The 22,038-nt window shown below is 61.3% G+C and carries 15 protein-coding genes; 7 read left to right on the top strand and 8 right to left on the bottom strand.

What is annotated here, in order from left to right; genetic code table 11:
• Positions 1 to 359 precede the first annotated feature (359 nt).
• The 6 genes from KGA83_RS06055 to KGA83_RS06030 all read left to right on the top strand — a co-directional run bounded on the left by KGA83_RS06055 (position 360) and on the right by KGA83_RS06030 (position 12,320).
• Entirely contained in the window at positions 360 to 1,883 is a 1,524-nt protein-coding gene (locus tag KGA83_RS06055) for a fumarate hydratase (RefSeq protein WP_218427023.1), read from the top strand.
• Between the two features lie 208 nt (positions 1,884 to 2,091).
• Positions 2,092 to 6,726, top strand: coding sequence for a SpvB/TcaC N-terminal domain-containing protein (locus tag KGA83_RS06050; protein WP_223529082.1), 4,635 nt, complete (start codon positions 2,092 to 2,094; stop codon positions 6,724 to 6,726).
• A gap of 96 nt (positions 6,727 to 6,822) precedes the next feature.
• Complete coding sequence (locus KGA83_RS06045; RefSeq protein WP_223529080.1) at positions 6,823 to 8,589, top strand: ATP-binding protein; 1,767 nt, start codon at positions 6,823 to 6,825, stop codon at positions 8,587 to 8,589.
• Positions 8,583 to 9,917 carry a sigma-54-dependent transcriptional regulator gene (locus KGA83_RS06040; RefSeq protein ID WP_108215059.1) on the top strand — a complete coding sequence of 445 codons (1,335 nt, stop codon included), beginning with the start codon at positions 8,583 to 8,585 and terminating at the stop codon, positions 9,915 to 9,917. The genes KGA83_RS06045 and KGA83_RS06040 overlap by 7 nt, the downstream gene beginning before the upstream one ends.
• Positions 9,918 to 10,144: 227 nt before the next feature.
• Positions 10,145 to 11,464 carry an MFS transporter gene (locus KGA83_RS06035; protein ID WP_108215057.1) on the top strand — a complete coding sequence of 440 codons (1,320 nt, stop codon included), beginning with the start codon at positions 10,145 to 10,147 and terminating at the stop codon, positions 11,462 to 11,464.
• A gap of 232 nt (positions 11,465 to 11,696) precedes the next feature.
• Positions 11,697 to 12,320, top strand: a complete 624-nt coding sequence (locus KGA83_RS06030) for a flavin reductase family protein (protein ID WP_108215056.1) — start codon at positions 11,697 to 11,699, stop codon at positions 12,318 to 12,320.
• 3 nt (positions 12,321 to 12,323) lie between these two features.
• Here KGA83_RS06030 and KGA83_RS06025 read toward each other — a convergent pair whose 3' ends face one another.
• Together KGA83_RS06025 and KGA83_RS06020 are read right to left on the bottom strand one after the other, a co-directional pair.
• Positions 12,324 to 12,554, bottom strand: coding sequence for a hypothetical protein (locus KGA83_RS06025; protein ID WP_108215055.1), 231 nt, complete (start codon positions 12,552 to 12,554; stop codon positions 12,324 to 12,326).
• A 42-nt stretch (positions 12,555 to 12,596) separates the two neighbouring features.
• On the bottom strand, positions 12,597 to 12,950 hold the full coding sequence (locus tag KGA83_RS06020) for a putative quinol monooxygenase (protein WP_108215054.1): 354 nt from the start codon (positions 12,948 to 12,950) through the stop codon (positions 12,597 to 12,599).
• A 429-nt stretch (positions 12,951 to 13,379) separates the two neighbouring features.
• Between KGA83_RS06020 and KGA83_RS06015 the strand changes: the two genes are divergently transcribed.
• Positions 13,380 to 14,309 carry an AraC family transcriptional regulator gene (locus KGA83_RS06015; RefSeq protein WP_108215053.1) on the top strand — a complete coding sequence of 310 codons (930 nt, stop codon included), beginning with the start codon at positions 13,380 to 13,382 and terminating at the stop codon, positions 14,307 to 14,309.
• Positions 14,310 to 14,441: 132 nt separating this feature from the next.
• Here the strand turns inward: KGA83_RS06015 and KGA83_RS06010 are convergent, their stop codons facing one another.
• From KGA83_RS06010 to KGA83_RS05980, 6 genes are all read right to left on the bottom strand, one after another.
• Positions 14,442 to 15,497 (bottom strand): ABC transporter ATP-binding protein, encoded by a 1,056-nt coding sequence (locus KGA83_RS06010; protein WP_223529079.1) that lies wholly within the window; start codon positions 15,495 to 15,497, stop codon positions 14,442 to 14,444.
• Positions 15,498 to 15,515: 18 nt separating this feature from the next.
• Positions 15,516 to 16,364, bottom strand: a complete 849-nt coding sequence (locus KGA83_RS06005) for an ABC transporter permease (RefSeq protein ID WP_108215050.1) — start codon at positions 16,362 to 16,364, stop codon at positions 15,516 to 15,518.
• Positions 16,361 to 17,269, bottom strand: coding sequence for an ABC transporter permease (locus KGA83_RS06000; protein ID WP_108215049.1), 909 nt, complete (start codon positions 17,267 to 17,269; stop codon positions 16,361 to 16,363). Before KGA83_RS06000 ends, KGA83_RS06005 begins: the two co-directional genes overlap by 4 nt.
• 231 nt (positions 17,270 to 17,500) lie before the next feature.
• Positions 17,501 to 18,604, bottom strand: a complete 1,104-nt coding sequence (locus KGA83_RS05995; protein ID WP_108215047.1) for an extracellular solute-binding protein — start codon at positions 18,602 to 18,604, stop codon at positions 17,501 to 17,503.
• Positions 18,605 to 18,901: 297 nt separating this feature from the next.
• Positions 18,902 to 20,350 carry an aldehyde dehydrogenase family protein gene (locus KGA83_RS05985; protein ID WP_223529076.1) on the bottom strand — a complete coding sequence of 483 codons (1,449 nt, stop codon included), beginning with the start codon at positions 20,348 to 20,350 and terminating at the stop codon, positions 18,902 to 18,904.
• Positions 20,347 to 21,984, bottom strand: coding sequence for a 5-guanidino-2-oxopentanoate decarboxylase (locus tag KGA83_RS05980; RefSeq protein WP_223529074.1), 1,638 nt, complete (start codon positions 21,982 to 21,984; stop codon positions 20,347 to 20,349). Before KGA83_RS05980 ends, KGA83_RS05985 begins: the two co-directional genes overlap by 4 nt.
• Positions 21,985 to 22,038: the final 54 nt, after the last annotated feature.

The following is a 22,038-nucleotide window of genomic DNA, read 5'->3' as shown; positions in this document are numbered from 1 at the left end:
CCTACTCTACAGACCGCATGTCACTTTAGTGGCGTGGCCGATAAATGACCATTCAATTTTCAGGTTGACCCGATTCCCCTGTAGGAGCTGCCGCAGGCTGCGATCTTTTGATCTTGATCTTAAAAACAAAATCAAAAGATCGCAGCCTGCGGCAGCTCCTACTGGGATCGGTCACGACAATGCGACCAAGGTTTGACCACCGGCGGGTGTGCACCGAACCGAGGCGCGGTATACTGCCGCGCCTTTTTAGCGTCGCGCCAGATTGCCCGGCGTGCCTTGAAAGGTGCTTGCAACCGACCGATGCACCCAAGCTGCAAGCACCTTATTGAATGTTCCCGTCTTTTAGAGGAGCGCGACCCATGACCGTGATCAAGCAAGACGACCTGATTCAGAGCGTTGCCGACGCCCTGCAGTTCATTTCCTACTACCACCCCGTGGATTTCATCCAGGCGATGCACGAGGCCTACCTGCGCGAAGAATCGCCAGCGGCCCGCGACTCGATGGCACAGATCCTGATCAACTCGCGTATGTGCGCCACCGGCCACCGCCCGATCTGCCAGGACACCGGTATCGTCACCGTGTTTGTCCGTGTCGGCATGGACGTGCGCTGGGATGGCGCCACCATGGGCCTGGACGACATGATCAACGAAGGCGTACGTCGCGCCTACAACCTGCCGGAAAACGTCCTGCGTGCCTCGATCCTCGCCGACCCGGCGGGCGCTCGCAAGAACACCAAGGACAACACCCCGGCCGTGATCCACTACTCCATCGTTCCGGGTAACACCGTGGAAGTGGACGTGGCGGCCAAGGGCGGCGGTTCCGAGAACAAGTCGAAGATGGCCATGCTCAACCCGTCCGACTCGATCGTCGACTGGGTACTGAAAACCGTTCCGGAAATGGGCGCCGGCTGGTGCCCACCAGGCATGCTCGGCATCGGCATCGGCGGTACCGCCGAGAAAGCCGCGGTCATGGCCAAGGAAGTGTTGATGGAATCCATCGACATTCACGAGCTGAAAGCACGTGGCCCACAGAACCGCATCGAAGAAATGCGCCTGGAGCTGTTCGAGAAGGTCAACCAGTTGGGCATCGGTGCCCAGGGCCTCGGTGGCCTGACCACCGTGCTCGACGTGAAGATCATGGACTACCCGACCCACGCAGCCTCGCTGCCGGTGTGCATGATCCCGAACTGCGCCGCCACCCGTCACGCGCACTTCGTGCTCGACGGTACAGGTCCAGCCTCGCTGGAAGCGCCACCGCTGGATGCCTACCCGGAAATCGTCTGGGAAGCCGGCCCGTCGGCCCGTCGTGTCAACCTCGACACCCTGACCCCGGAAGAAGTGCAGAGCTGGAAACCGGGCGAAACCGTCCTGCTCAACGGCAAGATGCTCACCGGTCGCGACGCTGCGCACAAGCGCATGGTCGAGATGCTGAACAAGGGTGAAACCCTGCCGGTGGACCTCAAGGGTCGCTTCATCTACTACGTCGGCCCGGTCGATCCGGTCGGTGACGAAGTGGTAGGCCCGGCCGGTCCTACCACCGCGACGCGGATGGACAAGTTCACCCGTCAGATCCTCGAGCAGACCGGTTTGCTGGGCATGATCGGCAAATCCGAGCGCGGCCCTACCGCGATCGAAGCGATCAAGGACCACAAGGCCGTTTATCTGATGGCAGTGGGCGGCGCGGCTTACCTGGTGGCGCAAGCGATCAAGAAGTCCCGCGTAGTCGCTTTCGCCGAACTGGGCATGGAAGCGATCTACGAGTTCGACGTCAAGGACATGCCTGTGACCGTTGCGGTCGACAGCAAGGGCGAGTCGGTGCACATCACAGGTCCCGCCATCTGGCAGAAAAAGATCAGTGAAAGCCTGGCGGTGGAAGTGCAGTAAGCACTGACGTCGCACAATAAGAACCGGTCTGTCGGCAACGGCAGACCGGTTTTTTTACGCATGAAAAAAAGTAATCGAAGGCCGAAAAAAGCGAACCGTTTGTTCTAAAAATACCGGGATGACCTGTCAGATCTGACAGGTTACAGCCGCCTGCCTCGCTGATAGCTTGAAGGCACTCGATGCATTCTCTGTCACGGCGGACATTTTCATGGCGACTGAACAGCAGGGCACCCTCGACATCAACGCCCCCGCCCTCCCCAAAGGCGGTGGCGCCATCCAGAGCATCGGCAAGGGCTGGGGCGCAGTGGGCACCAGCGGTGCCGCGTCGCTGGAGTTGCCGCTGCCGATCAGCAAGGCGCCCAACCGCGATCTGGTCCCGGCCCTGGGTCTGGGCTACAGCAGCGATGTCGGCAACAGTCCATTCGGCATCGGCTGGCGGCTGACCACCAACGCGATCACGCTGCGCACCACCAAAGGTGTGCCGAAATACGAAGGCAATGATCAGGTGGTCGGCCCCGGCGGTGACGTGTGGATGCCCGAGAAGAGTGACGACGGCAAACTGATCTCCAAAGCGGTATCCGAGTACAACGGCGTTCAGATCGGCACGCACCATGTCGTACGCTACTGGCCCCGGGTCGAAGGCGCTTTCGATCTGATCGAACACTGGACCAAAGAGGACGATGCCGACAATCCGGCGGGCTTCTGGTTGATCCACGGCGCCGATGGCAGCCTGCATTGCTACGGAAAAACCGAGGCATCACGCCGGGCCGATCCACAAGACAAAACCCATGTTGGTGTCTGGCTGATCGATGAAAGCCTGAACCTGCGCGGTGAACATGTGGTGTACCTGTATCAGGCGGAAGTCGAGGAGCCGGCCGCTCCGCAGTTCCGCGACTACCGCAGCCAGCGTTACCTGCGTCGGGTTCTGTACGGTAATGCCCAGGCCAACGCCAATCTTTATGCATGGAAAGCCGATGGCTGGAAAGACGCGATCTGGCATTTCCATTTGCTGTTTGACTACGGCGAACGCAGTGCCGGCCTGACACAAGTGCCGGTTTACGACCTCCCCGGGATAGAACGCGGCGAGTGGGGGGCACCGCGCAAGGATCCTTTCTGGAATTACGCCTACGGGTTTGAATTGGGCTCCCGGCGTCTGTGCCGTCAGGTCCTGATGTTCCATCAGTTCACCGAAGAACTGGGCAGCGACCCGGTGCTGGTCCAGCGCCTGCTGCTCGAACACCGTCAGAGCCCGTTGGGTTACAACCATCTGATTGCGGCGCACATCCAGGCCTATGACAATCAGGGCCAGATGGAAAGTCGCCCGCCCATGGAGTTTTTCTACAACCCGTTTGAACTCGACCCCCAGCGCGAAGGGTACCGCGAGTTCCCGCAGATGCCCGGTCTCAATGACGGCCAGCGTTATCAACTGGTGGACTTGTATGGCGAGGGCATGCCCGGGGTGCTGTTCAGCAGTGACAAGGCCTGGTACTACCGCGAACCGCTGCGCGCCGACACGGGCGGCAATGATGTGAGTTATGGCGACTGGGCGCTATTGCCCGGTATTCCCGTGGCCGACAGCAGCAAACCGATTCGCCAGTCCCTCAGCGACCTGACCGGCGACGGCAAGCTCGACTGGGTGATCGCCCAGCCTGGCCTGTCCGGCTTTTTCACCCTCAATCCCGACCGATCCTGGTCGAACTTCGTGGCCTATGCAGCGTTCCCCACGGAGTTTTTTCATCCCATGGCGCAGTTGGCGGACCTGGTGGGTGACGGTCTGACTGATCTGGCCTTGATCGGCCCGCGTAGCGTGCGGCTGTATTCAAGCCGTCGTGCAGTCGGGTTCAGCCATGGGGACAACGTGCCTCATGACGACGACTCGCTGCCCCTGTTGAGCAGTGCCCAGACCGAACTGGTGGCTTTCAGCGATCCACTGGGCAGCGCGACACAACACTTGATCCGCATCCGCCACAACGAAGTCAAATGCTGGCCGAATCTGGGTCATGGAAAATTCGGCAAAGGTTTCGTCCTTTGCGAGCTGAATTTCAAGTATGCAGAGTTCGATTCGTCGCGCGTGCGGCTGGCGGACCTGGACGGCTCGGGCGCGGTTGACCTGATCTACCTGGAGTCCGACGGTTTTCGGATCTACATGAATCACGGCGGCGAAGGCTTCGAAGAGGACTATGTGAAAATGCCATGGCCGCAAGGCGTGCGTTACGACCGCTTCTGCCAGGTGAGCATCGCCGACCTGCAGGGGCTGGGATGTTCCAGCCTGATCCTGACCGTGCCACACATGGAACCCCGGCACTGGCGCTACGATTTTGTCAGCGCCAAGCCGTATCTGGTGAATGCCAGCCACAACAACATGGGTGCCGTGACGGGGGTGAATTACCGCAGCTCGGCCCAGGAGTGGCTGGACGAAAAAGCCGAATTGATCGCGACCGGTAAAGCCCCGGTGTCTCATCTGCCGTTTGCCATGCACCTGGTGAGCCGGCAGACCCAACTCGATGAAATCACCGGCAATCGACTGACCCAGGGCTTCAGCTATCGCCAGGGTTTTTACGACAATTTCGAACGTGAGTTCCGGGGTTTCGGCCTGCTGTTGCAAACCGATACCGAGGCTTCGATGGCGGAGCGTTCCAACCCGGGTTTCACCGCGCCGATTCTGAGTAAAACCTGGTTCCATACCGGCCGCGCCATCGACATGCGCGACGACGGTTACTACGACGGTGACACGAACGCAGAGCCGCTGCGCACGACGCTGCTGCACGAGTATCACCTCAGCGACGCAGCGGGACGCGTGATCAGCCCTGATGAAGACCTCGCCCGCGAGATGGCCCGCACCCTTAGCGGCTCGGTGTTGCGCGCGGAGGTGTTTGCCGCCGACGATGATCCCGAAACAGCCGTGCCCTATACCGTGCAGGAGACCCGCTTTCTCATTCGCCAATTGCGCCCCAAAGGCAAGAATCACCCCTATGCCGTGTTGCAGTCACTGGCACTGGAAAGCATTGCCTACCAATACGAGCCGCAGCTGGCGGACGACCCATTGGTGCAGCACACCCTCAATCTGGCGTGGGACAAATTCGGCAGCCTGACCCACGGTTTTATCGTGCACTACGCCCGGCGCAAAACAGACAAGGACAGCCCGCCCTTCCGCGTCGATCAGCCCGGCGATGAGAGCGATGAAGACTACGAAAACAGATGGTGGCTGGACGCCCACGACGAAGCACAACAATGTTGGTATCTGACCGAGGCCAAAGCCGAGTATCGGCATTTGGAAGCCCCAGACGGCTGGCGTCTGGGCCTGCCCTATCGTCAGCGCGCCAATGCGCTGGTCCTGGAAAAGGATGAACTCGAACCTGTCGACATCAACCACGAAAACTTCCTGGAATGGGCCGATGACGAAGGCGCCTGGGCAGCCAAAGCGGTGCTGACCGGTTTGTCGCTGCAACGCTATCAGGATCCGGCCACAGGCGAATTACTGGAGCCGGATAACCTGATCGTCACCGCCCTGCCCGACCATCAGGAAACCGCCGAACTGGACGCCACCGCCCTGAGCGCCTATGACAAGCTCAAGGACGAAAATGGCGACATGCCGTTCAACCTAAAGGAGAAACTCGAATCGCCGGAAGTCGGTTACCACATCATGAATCTGTTCTTGCCAGCGGCACCTGCGGGCGACCCCGAAGACCCGACCGATGCCAGGAATTACCTGTGGTCCGTGCGAAAAAGCTTCCCTACTTACCACGGCCCGGAAGGTTTCTATAACGTCGAAAAATTCCAGCAGACCAAGAGCCATGGCATCACCTCCGTCGCGTATGACGAGCACTGGTGCCTGAGCAGCGCCGTTACGCTGCCGGATGGTTGCACCACACGCATCATCGGCGTCGACTATTGCTCGTTTTTGCCTGCCAGCATCATCGACCCCAATCAAAACGTCCAGGAGGCACGCTATAACGCGTTCGGCGAAATACTGGTGACCAGTTTCTATGGCACCGAACTGGGCGAGAAAGTTGGTTTTCACTCCCTGCGTAACTACTTGCCGCCCGAGGACCGAAGTCCCGCGGGTGCCATCGATGACAAGAAAAAGGCGATCGGTCACTACGCCACCGCCACATTCTCTGCCCCTTTCAGCTGGATGGGCAAAGTACCAGCTGCAGCTCCTGCGCCCTGGCTGGCCTGGGCCCGCGCTGAAGGTTTTGTATTGCCCGACGGCCACCTTTGCAGCCGGGCTCGCGTGCACCTCGAAGGCTTGCAAAATCCTTCGGCGAACGAGCGGCAACTCCAGCAATACCTCGACGACGCACATCGCGACCCGGTGCATGTCGTGACCTTGCAGGCTGACCGCTACCCCGGCGATCCGGAGCTGCAAATCCGCGCAGCCATCGCCTGCTGGGATGGCTTCGGCCGTTCCCTGCAAAGCAAGCAGGAAGTCGAACCCGGCCTGGCCTGGGTGGTGAACGACAAAGGCGAACTCGAACCGGACGAAAACGGCCGGCCCAAGGAAGAACAGGCGGCCCGACGCTGGCGGGTCAGCGAACGGGTCGAGTACAACAACAAAGGCGAAACCGTGCGGATCTATCGCCCTTACTTCGCCAGCGCCTATCGCTACATCAATGACGCCTCGATCCGCGAATCGGGTTACCACGACCAGCAGTTCTACGACGCCGCCGGCCGGCCGACACACACCGTGCTGGCGAAAAAAATGCTGCAGGGCAATCCGCCGGAAGAAAAACCGTTGCGCCGGGAACAACGCTATCGCATCTGGTACACCATTGCGTTCGATGAGAACGACTTGTTTGATCCGCCACCCGTGCAGCGGCGCAAGAACACGCTGGTGATTTGAGCCAAGGGGGAAACATTGGCGCAGGCGTTTCGGTGAGTGTGGATCACCGTTCACATGCTATGGTGCTTTCCCCCATTTTCACCTGTTGTTCATTGCATGCTGCCGACATCCCGAACCCTACGCCTGGCGCTCTACACCCTGTTGATCATCGCCGGCGCCGCCATCGCCGCGACCCTGGCCGTGCGCCACGCCGTACGCCAGTCAATGGTCGAAGACGCGGCCCGTGCCAATCAGCAATTGGCGCTGTACGCCACGTCCCTGCATACCCTGATCGAACGTTACCGCGCCCTGCCCGCCGTGCTGGCGCTGGACCCGGAACTGCGCTCGGCGCTCAAGGGGGCGGTGAGCCCAGAGCAGCAGGATGCGTTGAACCGCAAACTGGAAAAGATCAATGGCGCCGCCGAATCCTCGACCCTGGAATTGCTCGACCGCAGCGGCCTCGCCATCGCGGCGAGCAACTGGCGTTTGCCCAGTAGTTATGTCGGTCACAACTACGGTTTCCGTCCCTATTTCAACCAGACCCGCACCCAAGGCACCGGGCGCTTTTATGCCGTGGGCGTGACCAGCGGGATTCCCGGCTACTTCCTCTCCAGCGCGGTCAGCGATGATGGCGGCCAGTTCCTCGGCGCCATGGTGGTGAAACTGGAGTTTCCCGAACTGGAGCGGGAGTGGCGTCAGGGCAGCGACACGCTGCTGGTCAGCGACGCACGCGGGATCATCTTCATCGCCAACCAGCCGGGCTGGCGCTATCGCCTGCTCAAGCCGCTGAGCGACAGCGATCATGCCGAACTCAAGACTACCCGCCAATACGACAAACAGCCGCTGACGCCGCTCGAGTTTCAATCGTTGCGGCGCTTCGACGACAACAGTGACCTGACCCGGGTCGACGGCCCGGACGGCAAGGCGGATTACTTGTGGGAATCCCTGCCGCTGAGCACCGAGGGCTGGACCCTGCACCTGCTGCGGCGCCCGCAGGTCGCCTTCGAAGACAGCCGCAACGCCGCGCTTGCCGCGGCCGGGTTGTGGCTGACCCTGGTGTTCCTGTTGCTGTTTCTCAACCAGCGCTGGCGCCTGGCGAAAATGCGCCAGCGCAGTCGCGAAGAACTCGAACGACTGGTAGAAGAACGCACCCGCGACCTGCGCACCGCCCAGGAAGGCCTGGTGCAATCGGCCAAACTCGCGGCGCTGGGGCAGATGTCCGCCGCCCTGGCCCACGAAATCAACCAGCCGCTCACCGCCCAGCGCATGCAGTTGGCAACCTTGCGCCTGCTGCTCGACCACGGCCGCGTCGACGACGCCTACAAGGCACTCAAACCGGTGGATGAGATGCTCACGCGCATGGCCGCCCTCACCGGCCACCTGAAAACCTTCGCCCGCAAAAGCCCCAGCGGTTTGCGCGAACGCCTGGACCTTGCGGCGGTGGTGGACCAGTCGCTGCAACTGCTCGACACAAGGTTGCGCGACGAACAGGTCAGCACTGTGCTGCACCTGGCCCGCCCGGCCTGGGTGCGTGGCGATGCGATTCGCCTGGAACAGGTGCTGATCAACCTGCTGCGCAACGCCCTCGATGCGATGCAGGACAAACCCTGCAAACGCCTGGAGATCCGCCTCGAAGCCGACGAGCAATTGTGGCGCCTGAGCGTGATCGACAACGGTGGCGGTATCGCCGAAGAGAACCTGTCCAAGGTCTTCGATCCGTTCTTCACCACCAAACCGGTGGGCGAAGGCCTGGGGATCGGTTTGGCCGTATCCTTTGCCATCGTTCACGAATCCGGCGGGCGCCTGAGTGCCGGCAATCATGACAAAGGTGCCGTGTTTACCCTGACCTTGCCCATCGACCTGGAGGTGCATGAAGCATGCTGAACTCAGTGATCGTGGTCGACGACGAAAGCAGCATCCGCAGTGCCGTCGAGCAATGGTTGAGCCTGTCGGGTTTCGAGGTGCAGCTGTTCAGCCGCGCCGATGAATGCCTGGCGCAATTGCCCAGGCATTTTGCCGGGGTGATTCTCAGCGACGTGCGCATGCCCGGCATGACCGGCCTGGAACTGCTGGCCGAAGTACAACGCCGGGATGCCGATTTGCCGGTGATCCTGCTGACAGGCCACGGCGATGTGCCGATGGCCGTCGAGGCCATGCGCGACGGCGCCTACGATTTCCTGGAGAAACCCTTCAGCCCGCAAACCCTGCTCGGCAGCCTGCGCCGCGCCCTCGACAAGCGTCGGCTGGTGCTGGAAAACCGCGCGCTGCACGAACAGGCGGACAACCGCGCCAAACTGGATGCCACGCTGCTAGGCGTGTCCCGTGGCCTGCAAAACCTGCGTCGGCAGGTTCTCGATCTGGCGGCGCTGCCGGTCAACGTATTGATCCGCGGTGAAACCGGCAGCGGCAAGGAACTGGTCGCCCGCTGCCTGCACGACTTCGGACCACGGGCCGACAAACCCTTTGTCGCACTCAACTGCGCGGCCATCCCCGAGCAATTGTTCGAGGCCGAGCTGTTCGGTCACGAGAGCGGCGCGTTCACCGGGGCGTCCGGCAAGCGCATCGGCAAACTGGAGTACGCCGACGGCGGCACGCTGTTTCTCGATGAAATCGAAAGCATGCCCCTGGCCCAACAAGTGAAATTGCTGCGGGTGTTGCAAGAGCAAAAGCTTGAACGACTGGGTTCGAACCAGAGCATCCGCGTGGATCTGCGCATCATCGCCGCGACCAAACCGGACCTGCTCGACGAAGCGCGGGCCGGACGTTTTCGCGAAGACCTGGCCTATCGTTTGAACGTCGCAGAACTACGCCTGCCGCCCTTGCGCGAACGCCGGGAAGACATTCCGCTGCTGTTCGAATCCTTTGCCCAAAACGCCGCCGAACGGCTGGGACGTAAATTTCCACCGTTGAGCGGCGCACAGTTGAGTCACCTGCTGAGCCACGACTGGCCGGGCAATGTGCGCGAACTGGCGAACGTCGCCGAGCGTCAGGTATTGGGGTTGGGTGAGCCGGAGCCCTTGGGCATCGAGCCCGGCCAGTCACTGGCAGCGCAGCAGGAAGCGTTCGAAGCGCAATGCCTGCGTGCCGCGCTGACCCGGCACAAGGGCGATGTGAAAGCGGTGCTCGAAGAACTGCAACTGCCGCGCCGGACCTTCAATGAAAAGATGCAGCGGCATGGGTTGAGCCGGGAGATGTTTTTGCCCGAGGCCTGATTTTTGTGGCGTCTGCTCTGGCCTGCTCGCGATGAGGCCGGTACAACCACAGCAACACTTGAGCAATTTTCCGCTCACCACCAACTACAGACAAGCGGATTTCCGCTCACCGAAACACCACCACCCCTCTAAACCGCCCCTCTCCCCCTTGGCACAGCTCCTGCTATAGCCCTTGCAGGCTGCGTTTATTCGCGCTCCACAAAAACAATTAAATGAAGGATCCTTCAATGGATAACTCCAACTCCCTGCCGCTTGGGTCGGCTGCCGCACCGGCCAAGGAAAGAACCACCGCCAGTCGCATCAAATCGATTTTCAGCGGTTCCGTCGGCAACATGGTCGAGTGGTACGACTGGTACGTCTACGCCGCCTTCTCCCTGTACTTCGCCAAGACCTTCTTCCCCAAAGGCGACACCACCGCCCAACTGCTCAACACCGCCGCGATTTTCGCCGTGGGCTTCCTGATGCGTCCGATCGGTGGCTGGCTGATGGGGCTGTATGCCGACAAGGTCGGGCGCAAAAAGGCCCTGATGGCTTCGGTGTACCTGATGTGCTTCGGCTCGCTGCTGATCGCCCTGAGCCCGAGTTACGAAGTCATCGGCATCGGTGCGCCGATCCTGCTGGTGTTCGCGCGCTTGCTGCAAGGCCTGTCGGTGGGTGGCGAATACGGCACCTCCGCCACCTACCTCAGCGAGATGGCGACCAAGGAACGTCGTGGCTTCTACTCCAGCTTCCAGTACGTGACCCTGATCTCTGGCCAGCTCATCGCTTTGGCAGTGCTGATTGTCCTGCAGAACTTCCTGACTACCGAAGAGCTGTACGCCTGGGGCTGGCGCATCCCGTTCGCCATCGGCGCGCTGTGTGCCGTGGTTGCGCTCTATCTGCGTCGTGGCATGGAAGAAACCGAGTCCTTCACCAAGAAAGAAAAAGCCAAGGAAAGCGCGATGCGCACCTTGATGCGTCACCCCAAGGAACTGATGACCGTGGTCGGCCTGACCATGGGCGGTACCCTGGCGTTCTACACCTACACCACGTACATGCAGAAATACCTGGTGAACACCGTCGGCATGAGCATTTCCGACTCCACCACCATTTCCGCCGCCACACTGTTCCTGTTCATGTGCCTGCAACCGGTGATCGGCGGGCTTTCGGATAAAATCGGTCGCCGGCCGATCCTGATTGCCTTCGGCATCCTGGGCACCCTGTTCACCGTGCCGATCCTCACCACCCTGCACACCATCCAGACCTGGTGGGGCGCGTTCTTCCTGATCATGGCGGCGCTGATCATCGTCAGTGGCTACACCTCGATCAATGCGGTGGTGAAGGCCGAACTGTTCCCGACCGAAATCCGCGCACTGGGCGTGGGCCTGCCGTACGCACTGACCGTTTCGATCTTCGGTGGCACCGCCGAATACATCGCGCTGTGGTTCAAGAGCATCGGCATGGAGACGGGTTACTACTGGTACGTGACCGCGTGTATTGCCGTGTCGTTGCTGGTGTACGTCACCATGAAAGACACCCGCAAGCATTCACGGATTGTCACGGACTAAATCAAGCCTCAAGGAAAAGGGGCAGATCTCACCGGGGTCTGCCCCTTTTTTATTGAATCAACATAACCCCTTGTGGGAGCGAGCCTGTTCGCGATGGAGTGTCAGTCGACACCAACTTATCTGATACACCATCGCGAGCAAGCTCGCTCCCACAGAGGGTAGAGTCGACTGGAATTCAGCGGTTCATCCTTGCACTATGAACGCCACCCGAACTACGCCCTGGAATTACTCCATGCCCGACGACATCCACTTCTACGAACCCGCCAACGGCCACGGCCTGCCCCACGATCCGTTCAATGCCATCGTCGGCCCGCGCCCCATCGGCTGGATCTCTTCACAGAATGCCGAGGGCCACTTGAACCTCGCGCCCTACAGCTTCTTCAACGCCTTCAACTACATTCCGCCGATCATCGGGTTTTCCAGTATCGGGCGCAAAGACAGCCTGAACAACATCGAACAGACCGGCGAGTTCGCCTGGAACCTGGCCACGCGGCCGCTGGCCGAGCAGATGAACCAGAGCTGCGCCATGGTCGGGCCTGAAGTCAACGAATTCGAACTGGCCGGGCTGACGACCGTTGCCTCGAAGGTCATTCAGGTGCCGCGGGTGGCCGAGAGCCCGGTGTCCTTCGAGTGCAAGGTCACGCAGATCATCCAGTTGCAACGGGCGGACGGCAATGTGGTGCCCAGCTGGCTGATCCTCGGCGAAGTGGTCGCCGTGCATATCGCCAAATGGCTGTTGAAGGATGGGATATACGACACCGCCGCGGCAGAACCGATTCTGCGCGGCGGCGGGCCAGCGGATTATTTCCAGCTGGGGCCCGAGGCGTTGTTCAAGATGTACCGCCCGGGGCGATGAGAATCACCAGAGCAGGTCGGTGTTTTCCTTGACGTCCTTGAGGTGGGTCAGTTCCTTGGCGGCCGCATCATCGGCCTCGTGAGCGGTCTTGAAGATCTGGCCTTCCAGCACTTTGTGAAAACGCGGAGCGCCGGCACCACCCAGGGCTTTGACGGCGATAGCGGCGTGGTAACCACCCTCGCCCGGTACTACAGCGGAAACAGCTTCGAAGTGATCAAAGGCTTTACGTGCCATGTCGCGACATCCTGGCTGGTTGAGAATGCCATCATTAAACCCTCAACCGGCCAGTTTGTGTACCGCCACTGCGGACTGATCGAGGGCCTGCGCCGCCGAGACATCCTTGAAGGTGTGGAAATCCAGGCTGTTGACCACCAGCTCCTGCACCAGCTCGGCAAAAATCTCCATCGCCGGCGTGCTGAAGTACGCAGTCATGGCCTGTTGATTGCTCCAGAAACCGGAGACCAGCCAAAGCTGCGGATCGCACTGCGAATGCTGCAAGGCAAAGCTCAGGCAGCCAGGCGCTGCGCGGGACGGTTCGATCAGGGCGCTGAGGCGTACACCGAGTTCCGCCGAGCGCCCGGTGCGCGCTCGAACGAAGGCCATATGACTGACAGGGATCTGCTTGGACATGTTCAACCCTCCCGGGGAGTCGCGTGGCAGCCCGGGGGACGGGCTGCGACAGGATCAAAGGTTAAGGGCCGCGACGCCTGTCTCGTTAGTCGATTCCTGCCGGCGCGTTGCACAATCCTGCGAAACTGCATCGCCAGCCTGTAACAAGCAGTAAAACCCTGTCACGGTTCTGCCATACGAGCTTTGTGTAGGAGCTGCCGAAGGCTGCGATCTTTTGATTTTGAAAGTGAAGGTCAAAAGATCGCAGCCTTCGGCAGCTCCTACGGGGTTATCGGCGTTAGTTGAAGCGCGCCTGTGCGTTGGCCGTGCTTGGGAACGAAACCAACCCCGAGCAGAATCAGGCAAGCATCGGGCAGGATGTGTCTACCGCTGCGGCTTGCACAAACTTATGCTCTGCCCATTACTCATGCCTTGCCGAGGATGCCTTGCATGTCGTCGCTCGATCACTCTGAAGCGCCGCTGAACCCAGACTTGGAGCACCAGCGCGCGGAACTGGCGGCGATCATTCGCCGTAACACCGCCGAAGATGGCAGTTATGCGACCGCCATTGGCTCACTGTTCATGTCCCGCCACAGCCAGTCCCACGAGTTCGCCCCGGTGCTCGCGCAACCGGCGCTGTGCATCATGGCCCAGGGGCGCAAGGAAGTTCAGCTGGCCAACGAGTACTTCAACTACGACCCGTTGAACTACCTGGTGGTCTCGGTCTCGATGCCGCTCAGTGGACGGGTGGTGGATGTCTCGCCCGAGGAACCGATCCTGGCCTTGCGCCTGGACATCGAACCCACGGAAATCACTGCATTGATCGCCGACGCCGGCCCCCTCGGAGTGCCCTCCCGGCCGACCGGGCGCGGGCTGTATGTCGAAAAACTCGACAGCGCGATGCTCGACGCGGTGCTGCGCCTGGCGCGGTTGCTGGACACGCCAAAAGACATCGCCATGCTGGCGCCGCTGATTCGTCGAGAAATACTCTACCGATTGTTGCGCAGCAAGCAGGGACATCGGCTGTACGAAATCGCCATCGCCAACAGTCAGAGCCATCGCATCAGCCAGGCGATCAAATGGCTCAACGGCAACTTTGAACAGCCGTTGCGTATCGACGATCTGGCCAAGGAAGTGAACCTGAGCGTGTCGACGCTGCATCACCGCTTCAAGGCGATGACGGCGATGAGTCCGTTGCAGTACCAGAAGCAGTTGCGCCTGCAGGAAGCACGGCGGTTGATGCTGGCCGAAGGGCTGGAAGCTTCGGCGGCGGGGTATCGGGTCGGGTATGAAAGCCCGTCGCAGTTCAGCCGGGAGTACAGCCGGTTGTTCGGGGCGCCGCCGTTGCGGGATCTGGCGCGGTTGCGCTTATCGGTTTGATCCAGAATTTGTGTTGGTTGTGCCGGCCCCATCGCGAGCAGGCTCACTCCTACAATGGGCCGGTGTACACAACCCCCATGTAGGAGCTAGCCTGCTCGCGATAGGGCCAGTTCAGGCAATATAAATCCTGGATCAGGCCCCCAGTACCCGACAAGCCTCCACCGGCAAGGTCACCGACACCGGATGCCCAACGCTCAGGCCAAAGCCCTGGCACGGCGTGCTCAGCGCGGTAAACGACACCCCGGAACACTCCACCGTGGTCTCGATGGTCGCACCGATATCCCGCACGAAGGTCACCTTGCCCAGTAGACGGTTGCCCGCGGTCGCCTGCGGAGCCGACAGTTGCAGGTCTTCCGGGCGAATCAGCATCTTCACTTTTTCACCGACCACAATGCTGCTGCAGATCGGCACTTGCAGCGCATCGCCGCCTGGCAAGCTGACCTTGCCGTTGCCCAGCACCGTGGCCGGGAAGATGTTGCCCGAGCCGATGAAGTCCGCGACGAACTCGTTGGCCGGGTGGCGGTAGATTTCAATCGGCGTGCCCACCTGCTGCACCTTGTGCTCACCCAATACGACCACGATATCGGCCATGGTCATGGCCTCGCGCTGGTCGTGGGTCACCATGATGGTGGTGATGTTCAGGCGTTGTTGCAGCTGACGGATTTCCACCTGCATCGACTCGCGCAGTTTGGCGTCCAGCGCCGACAGCGGTTCGTCGAGCAGGAGGATTTTCGGATGCGAAGCAATTGCCCGGGCAATCGCCACGCGCTGGCGTTGCCCGCCGGACAGCTTGGCCACCGGGCGATTGATCATCGCTTGCAACTGGATCAGTTCCAGCAACTCCACCACCCGCGCCTGCTGGTCAGCCTTGCTGACCCCGCGCAGTTTCAGCGGATAGGCGATGTTCTCGCCCACGGTCATGTGCGGGAACAACGCCAGGGACTGGAACACCATGCCGAAATTGCGCAGGTGCGCCGGGGTGTTGCCGATGTCTTCACCGTCCAGGCGGATCTCGCCGCCGGTCAGGGTTTCAAGGCCGGCAATCATGCGCAGCAAGGTGGTTTTGCCGCAGCCCGAAGGGCCGAGGAAACACACCAGTTTGCCCTCGGGCAAATGCAGGTTCACATCGGTTACCGCGCAGGCCGAGCCGTAATGTTTCTCGACGTTTTCCAGAATCAGACCAGACATGTGAATCACCTCAAGAAATCAGAACGAAACGCCACCTTCACCAACCAGTTTTTCGAGCGCCCAGATCAGGACGAAGTCGATCAACACGATCAGCACGGCAAACGAAAATACGGTTGGGTCGAGCGAAGACACGGTGCGGCTGTACATCCAGATCGGCACGGTCATCACATCGATGGTGTAGAGGAAGTAGGTCACGGTGAACTCGTTGAACGAGACGATGAACGCCAGCAGCATGCCTGCCAGGATCCCCGACTTCATCAACGGCACCACCACATCGACAATCGCCCGCAACGGTGAAGCACCGAGCATTTGCGCAGCCTCTTCGACTTCACTGCCGATGGAGAGCATCGCCGCCGTGCAGTTCTTCACCACGAACGGCAAGGCGAGGATCACGTGGGCAATCACCAGGCGCGAGGTGGTCATCTGGAACGGCAGGCTGTCGAACACCAGCAGCAACGCCAGCCCCAATACCACCATCGGGAACACCAGTGGCAACGACATCAGTTGCAGCGCCACGGCCTTGCCGCGGAACTCGCAACGGGTCAGCGCGTAGGCCGCCGGCACCGCAATGATCGTGGCGAAAATCATGGTCAGGCACGCCACCATCAGGCTGGTGCTCATGGCTTTGCCCAGGCTCAGCACGTCACTGGCGTCCGGCGACACGAAGGTGTGCCAGGCGGCCTTGTACCATTGCAGGCTGTAGCTGCTCGGCGGGAAGTCGAGGTTCGACGCGCCGCTGAAGGACATGACGATCATGGTCAGGATCGGCAACACCGCCAACAGCAGGATGAAGCCCGAGAGGATGCCGGCAAACTTGCCGGTTTCACCCGGCAACAGCGACTGGCGCTTCTTGATCAGGGTACTCATTGCGAAGCCTCCAGCATGCGGCGACGACGGCCAGTGATGTATTCGGACAGGGTCATGATCGCGAGGGTGGTGACGATCAGCACCACACCGGCAGCGGATGCGGCGGGCCAGTTCATCAGCGGGGCGATCTGGTCATGCACCATCACCGCCAGCATCGGCACACGCCGGCCACCGAGCAGCAACGGCACCACGAAACTGCTGGCGTTGTAGGCGAACACCAGGGTCGCACCGGTAATGATCCCCGGCAGACTCATCGGCAATACCACCTGGCGAAACACTTGGAAGCGACTGGCGCCGAGGGTCGCGGCGGCTTCTTCGTAACTGCGAGCGACGCCGCGCATGGCGCTGGCAATCGGCAACACGGCCAGCGGGAAGGCGGTTTGCACCAGGCCCATCAACACGCCGTTCTGGTTGTACAACAGCATGATCGGGCGCTTGATCAGGCCCAGGCCCATCAGGGTCTGGTTGAGCATGCCACCGGGACCGAGGATCACCAGCCAGCCGTAGCTTTGCAGCAACAGGTTGACCAGCAAGGGCAGCAACACTGCCGCCAGGAAGATCCGGCGCACGAACGGCGAGCTCAGGCGCGACATGGTGTAGGCCACCGGGATCGCCAGGATCACGGCGATCACCGCGCTGATCAGCGCCAGGCGCAAGGTCAGCATCAGCGACTTGAGGTAATAGGGTTCCAGCAACTGGGCGTAACTGGCCAGGCTGAACCCGGACCATTCCGCGCCTTTGGTGCCCACGCTCATGCGCAGTACCAAGAGGCTTGCGGCAATCAGTACGCCAAGAAACAGCATCGACGGCGAGAGAAAAAACCAGGCGCGCGTCGTTGGCGAAACACCCCGAACAGCGCGCACGGGGGCGGCACTCACCGGATGAGTCAGAGGTTGGTGTTCCATAGCAAAGGGTCTCGTCAATGGAAGATCATTGGCGCAAGAGTGTGGGTATTAACTCGATCCCGTAGGAGCTGCCGAAGGCCGCGATCTTTTGATCTTGATCTTTTCTGGAGCAGATGAAGATCAATATCAAGATCAAAAGATCGCAGCCTTCGGCAGCTCCTACAGGGGGGATCCGGTCAGCCGTCACACCCGTGCCGCGATGAGGCTCGAAGAACCTCCGCGCCATTCAGATCAGGAAGAAAAGATTTCCGTGTAACGACGAATCCATTGGTCATGCACAGTCGCCAGGAAGGCGTTGTCGTGCATGATCGCCTTCTCGGCAATCTGCTCCGGCGTGAGGATGTACGGGCTCTTGCGTGCTTCGGCGGAGATGATCGCCTTGGCGTTGACCGGGCCGTTGTAGATGTCTTCAGCCATCTTGCCCTGCACCAGCGGGTCCAGAGAGTGGTTGATGAAGGCGTAGGCCATGTCGGTATCGCCCGGACGATTCTTCGGCATCACCGACAGCATCAGGTCGGTGTAGAAACCTTCCTTCATGCCAAATGTGGCGCCCAGGCCGTAGTTCGGATCGCGGATCTGTTTCGGGAAGAACGCGGGGGCGTACAGACCGCCCATGTCCAGGGAACCGGTACGGAACAGTTCGGCGATCTGGTTCGGGTTTTCGCCCAGGGTCACCACACGATCTTTCAGCTCGGCGAGCTTCTTGAAGCCAGGTTCAATGTTGTGTTCGTCACCACCGGCCAGTTTGGCGGCGATGATGATCAGGTCCATGGCCTCGGTCCAGTTCGGCGGCGGCAGGAAGATGTTCGGTGCCAGGTCGGCGTCCCACAGGGAAGCGTAGCTGTCCGGCGCTTGTTTCTGGGTGCGGGTGCTGTAGACCAGGCTGTTGCACCACAGCAGGTAACCGATACCGTGGCCATTGGCGCCGGTGCGGTACTTCTCCGGTACATCGACGAGGTTGGGAATGCGGTTGAGGTCGGGTTTTTCCAGCAGGTTGGCAGCGGCCAGACCTTCGGCGCCGACGCCTGCCAGGGTGATGACGTCGTATTGCGGACGATCACCACCGGCCTTGAGCTTGGCGACCATTTCCGAGGTACTGCCGGTGCGGTCAGCGATGACCTTGCAGCCGTACTTGTCTTCGAAGGTCGCGGCGATGTTGCGCAGCGCAGCCAGGCCGGTGTCATCGGACCAGGTCAGCAAACGCAGGGTCTTGCCGGCAAAACGTGTGTCGCTGGCATTGGCCTTGATGAACGGCATGCTCATGGCTGCCGCTGCAACCGAGGCTACGCCCACGGTCTTGATGAATTGACGTCTGTTCAGATCATGCTCGCCCATTACGGACTCCCTTTGTTTTTGTAGGTATAAGGCAGGTCGAAACTGTTGCATCCACGCGACCGGACCAGCGTTATCCCCCGTATTTTCGGGGGCTTGGCTGAGCCAGCGGGTTCATCCTGAGGTCGTGTAAAACACCTGACTATCGATAAAAACTCATTGAAGCCATGACGCCAGCGCATGCCTCCTGTAGGAGCGAGCTTGCTCGCGAAAGGTGCAAGGGCGCCGCGTAAATTCAGGCGCCCCACGTCATCGTTGACGTCCATCGCGAGCAAGCTCGCTCCTACACAGTGACAGGCGTCAGACGGCCCGGATCACGTGTTTGATTTCCTGGAAAGCCTGCAAGCCCCACGGCCCCAATTCACGGCCGATGCTGCTCTGCTTGTAGCCGCCCCAGGCGGTCTGCGGGAAGATCACCTGTGGCGCGTTGATCCACACAAGCCCCGCCTGCAAGGCGTTGGCGACGCGGTCAGCGGTCTGTGCATTGCGCGTGACCACACTGGCGACCAGGCCAAACTGGCTGTCGTTGGCCAGTGCAATCGCTTCGGCTTCCGAGGCGAAACTGCGCACGCAGATCACCGGGCCGAAAATCTCTTCATTCCACAGTGCACTGCCCTGGGGCACTTCGGTGAAAACCGTCGGCTGCAAAAAATATCCGCGTGGCAGGTCGGCCGGGCGATTGCCACCGCAAACCAGCTTGGCGCCGGCACTCAAACCGCGGTCAATGTGACCGAGCACGCGCTGGTATTGCGCCAGATTGACCAGTGCGCCCATTTCCACGTTCGGGTCGAACGGGTCGGCTACGCGAATCGCTTCGGCGCGAGCCTTAACGCGGGTCAGGAACTCATCGGCCAGTTCATCGGCGACCAGCACGCGGCTGGTGGCGGAGCACATCTGCCCGGCGTTGAAGAAACCACCGCCGCAAGCCACTTCCACCGCCAGGTCGAGATCGGCATCGGCCAGCACCAGCAGCGAAGATTTGCCGCCCAGTTCCAGGCTCACGCCTTTGACGGTTTCCGCCGCCCGTTGCATGACCTGCACGCCGACTGCGTTGCTGCCGGTGAAGGACACCTTGGCGATGCGTGGGTCCGCCGACAGCGGAGCACCAACGGCCAGGCCGGTGCCGCACACCAGGTTGAACACACCCGCCGGCACACCGGCCTGGGCGACGATTGCCGCCAGTTCCAGCTCCGGCAGCGGCGTCACTTCCGAAGGCTTGAGCACCACGCAGCAACCGGCGGCCAGGGCCGGGGCGAGCTTCCACGCAGTGGTGACCATCGGGAAGTTCCACGGCACGATCAAGCCGACTACACCGCACGGCTCGCGGCGCAAACGCGCGCTGAAATCGTCGGTCGGCAGCTCAATGGCGCTGTCCTGTTTCGCGTCCAGCCCTTCGGCCAAACCGGCGTAATACTCGAACGTGGCGATCACGTCATCGACGTCGATAGCCGCTTCGAACTGTGGCTTGCCGTTGTTGCTCGACTGCAAGTGCATCAGCTTTTCACGGCTGGCCTGCACGCCGGCGGCGATTTTGCGCAGGATCGCACCGCGTTCGGCGCCCGTGGTTTTTGACCAGTCGGCGAACGCCTGGGTCGCCGCGCTCACGGCTTGATCAACCGCGCGTTCGTCGCCGCCATTGACGGTGGTCAACAGGGCTTCGGTCGCCGGGTTGATCACGCGCAGGTGTTCGTTGCCGGCCGACCATTGGCCGTTGATGTACAGGCCATCCAGCGTTGTAGGGAACATCATTTCGACACCGCCTGCATCCACTCGGCCTGGTCGATTTCAATCAGGGTCGGGCCCTGGCGATCGGTGGCCATACGCAATGCGCCACGCAGTTGCTCGACACTGCTGACCGCTTCGGCCGCACAACCCAATGCCTTGGCCACACCGATGAAGTCCGGGGTGTAGATGTCCACGCCGACCGGTTCGATGTCACGGTTGACCATGTATTTCTTGATCTCTTCGTAGCCCTGGTTATTCCACAGCAGCACGATCACCGGGGTGCGCGCTTCAACGGCGCTGGCCAGTTCCGGCAGGGTGAATTGCAGGCCACCGTCGCCGATCAGGCACACCACCGGAGGACGCGCGCCACCTTCAACGCGGCCACCCAGCCAGGCGCCAATCGCCGCCGGCAAGGCGTAGCCGAGGGTGCCGTAGCCGGTGGACGAGTTAAACCAGCGGCGCGGGCGCTCCGGGTTGAACGTCAGGTTGCCGGTGTACACCGGTTGCGTCGAGTCGCCGACGAATACCGCGTTCGGCAATTCATGCAGAACGGTTTCGAGGAAACGGGTCTGGGCCAGGGTCGGTGCGTCCCAGGTCGCGGCCAGGTCTTCACGCAGACGAGCGGCGCGCACCTGGCCCCAATCGTTGCGGCGCTCGGCCAGGGATTTGTGCGACAGGGCGCTGAGCAAAGCCTGGGCGGCGTTGCGCGAGTCGGCCACCAATGCCACGTGCGGCGGGTAGTTGCGCACGGTCTGGTCCGGGTCGATGTCGACGCGCAGCAACTTGCCGGGGATTTCAAAGCCACCGGCGAAGGTCACGTCGTAGTCGGTCTCGGCCAGCTCGGTGCCAATGGCCAGGACCACATCGGCCTCGGCGACCAGCGCACGGGTAGCGACCAGGCTCTGGGTCGAGCCGATCAGCAACGGGTGGCCGGAGGCGAGCATGCCCTTGGCATTGATGGTCAGGGCGACCGGCGCGTCCAGCCGCTCGGCCAGTTCAGTCAGCTCGGACGCCGCGTCGATGGCCCCGCCACCGGCGAGAATCAGTGGACGCTTGGCGTCGGCCAGCAAATCGGTCATGCGTGACACGGCGCTCGGCGAAGCACCGGCGCGGTCGATATTGACCGGCAGGCTGCTGAGCAGGTCATCGGCTTCTTCGACCAATACGTCCAATGGAATTTCGATGTGCACCGGACGCGGACGCCCGGCCTGGAACAGTGCAAAGGCGCGAGCCAACACACCCGGCAACTCCGCCGCCGACATCAGGGTGTGGGAGAACGCCGCGACACCGGCACACAGTGCGCCCTGGTTCGGCAGCTCATGCAGCTTGCCGCGACCGCCGCCCAACTGGCTGCGCGATTGCACGCTGGAGATCACCAGCATCGGGATCGAATCGGCGTAGGCCTGGCCCATGGCAGTGGTGATGTTGGTCATGCCCGGGCCGGTGATGATGAAGCACACACCCGGTTTGCCGCTGGTGCGGGCGTAGCCGTCGGCCATGAAGCCAGCGCCCTGTTCATGGCGCGGCGTGACGTGGTTGATGCGCGAACGGGCCAGCCCGCGATACAGCTCCACGGTATGCACCCCCGGAATGCCGAACACCTGCTCGACCCCGTAGTTTTCGAGTAACTTGACCAATACTTCGCCGCACGTCGCCATGTCTTTGCCCTTTTTGTTCGTTTGAGACGCCGGGCGTGCGCTGTGTTTATGATG

This window comes from Pseudomonas sp. GL-R-19 (assembly GCF_019956375.1).
Classification (GTDB): domain Bacteria; phylum Pseudomonadota; class Gammaproteobacteria; order Pseudomonadales; family Pseudomonadaceae; genus Aquipseudomonas.
The sequence above is the reverse complement of the archived record's forward strand: the minus strand, read 5'-3'. Positions and strand labels throughout refer to the sequence as shown.

Excerpts from the sequence above, each read along its gene's own strand:
- KGA83_RS06005 (WP_108215050.1), bottom strand. The coding sequence starts at position 16,364 with ATGAGTACCCTGATCAAGAAGCGCCAGTCGCTGTTGCCGGGTGAAACC.
- KGA83_RS05980 (WP_223529074.1), bottom strand. The coding sequence starts at position 21,984 with ATGGCGACGTGCGGCGAAGTATTGGTCAAGTTACTCGAAAACTACGGG.
- KGA83_RS05985 (WP_223529076.1), bottom strand. The coding sequence starts at position 20,350 with ATGATGTTCCCTACAACGCTGGATGGCCTGTACATCAACGGCCAATGG.
- KGA83_RS06025 (WP_108215055.1), bottom strand. The coding sequence starts at position 12,554 with ATGGCACGTAAAGCCTTTGATCACTTCGAAGCTGTTTCCGCTGTAGTA.
- KGA83_RS06020 (WP_108215054.1), bottom strand. The coding sequence starts at position 12,950 with ATGTCCAAGCAGATCCCTGTCAGTCATATGGCCTTCGTTCGAGCGCGC.
- KGA83_RS06000 (WP_108215049.1), bottom strand. The coding sequence starts at position 17,269 with ATGGAACACCAACCTCTGACTCATCCGGTGAGTGCCGCCCCCGTGCGC.
- KGA83_RS06050 (WP_223529082.1), top strand. The coding sequence starts at position 2,092 with ATGGCGACTGAACAGCAGGGCACCCTCGACATCAACGCCCCCGCCCTC.
- KGA83_RS06030 (WP_108215056.1), top strand. The coding sequence starts at position 11,697 with ATGCCCGACGACATCCACTTCTACGAACCCGCCAACGGCCACGGCCTG.
- KGA83_RS06010 (WP_223529079.1), bottom strand. The coding sequence starts at position 15,497 with ATGTCTGGTCTGATTCTGGAAAACGTCGAGAAACATTACGGCTCGGCC.
- KGA83_RS06040 (WP_108215059.1), top strand. The coding sequence starts at position 8,583 with ATGCTGAACTCAGTGATCGTGGTCGACGACGAAAGCAGCATCCGCAGT.
- KGA83_RS06015 (WP_108215053.1), top strand. The coding sequence starts at position 13,380 with ATGTCGTCGCTCGATCACTCTGAAGCGCCGCTGAACCCAGACTTGGAG.
- KGA83_RS06055 (WP_218427023.1), top strand. The coding sequence starts at position 360 with ATGACCGTGATCAAGCAAGACGACCTGATTCAGAGCGTTGCCGACGCC.
- KGA83_RS05995 (WP_108215047.1), bottom strand. The coding sequence starts at position 18,604 with ATGGGCGAGCATGATCTGAACAGACGTCAATTCATCAAGACCGTGGGC.
- KGA83_RS06035 (WP_108215057.1), top strand. The coding sequence starts at position 10,145 with ATGGATAACTCCAACTCCCTGCCGCTTGGGTCGGCTGCCGCACCGGCC.
- KGA83_RS06045 (WP_223529080.1), top strand. The coding sequence starts at position 6,823 with ATGCTGCCGACATCCCGAACCCTACGCCTGGCGCTCTACACCCTGTTG.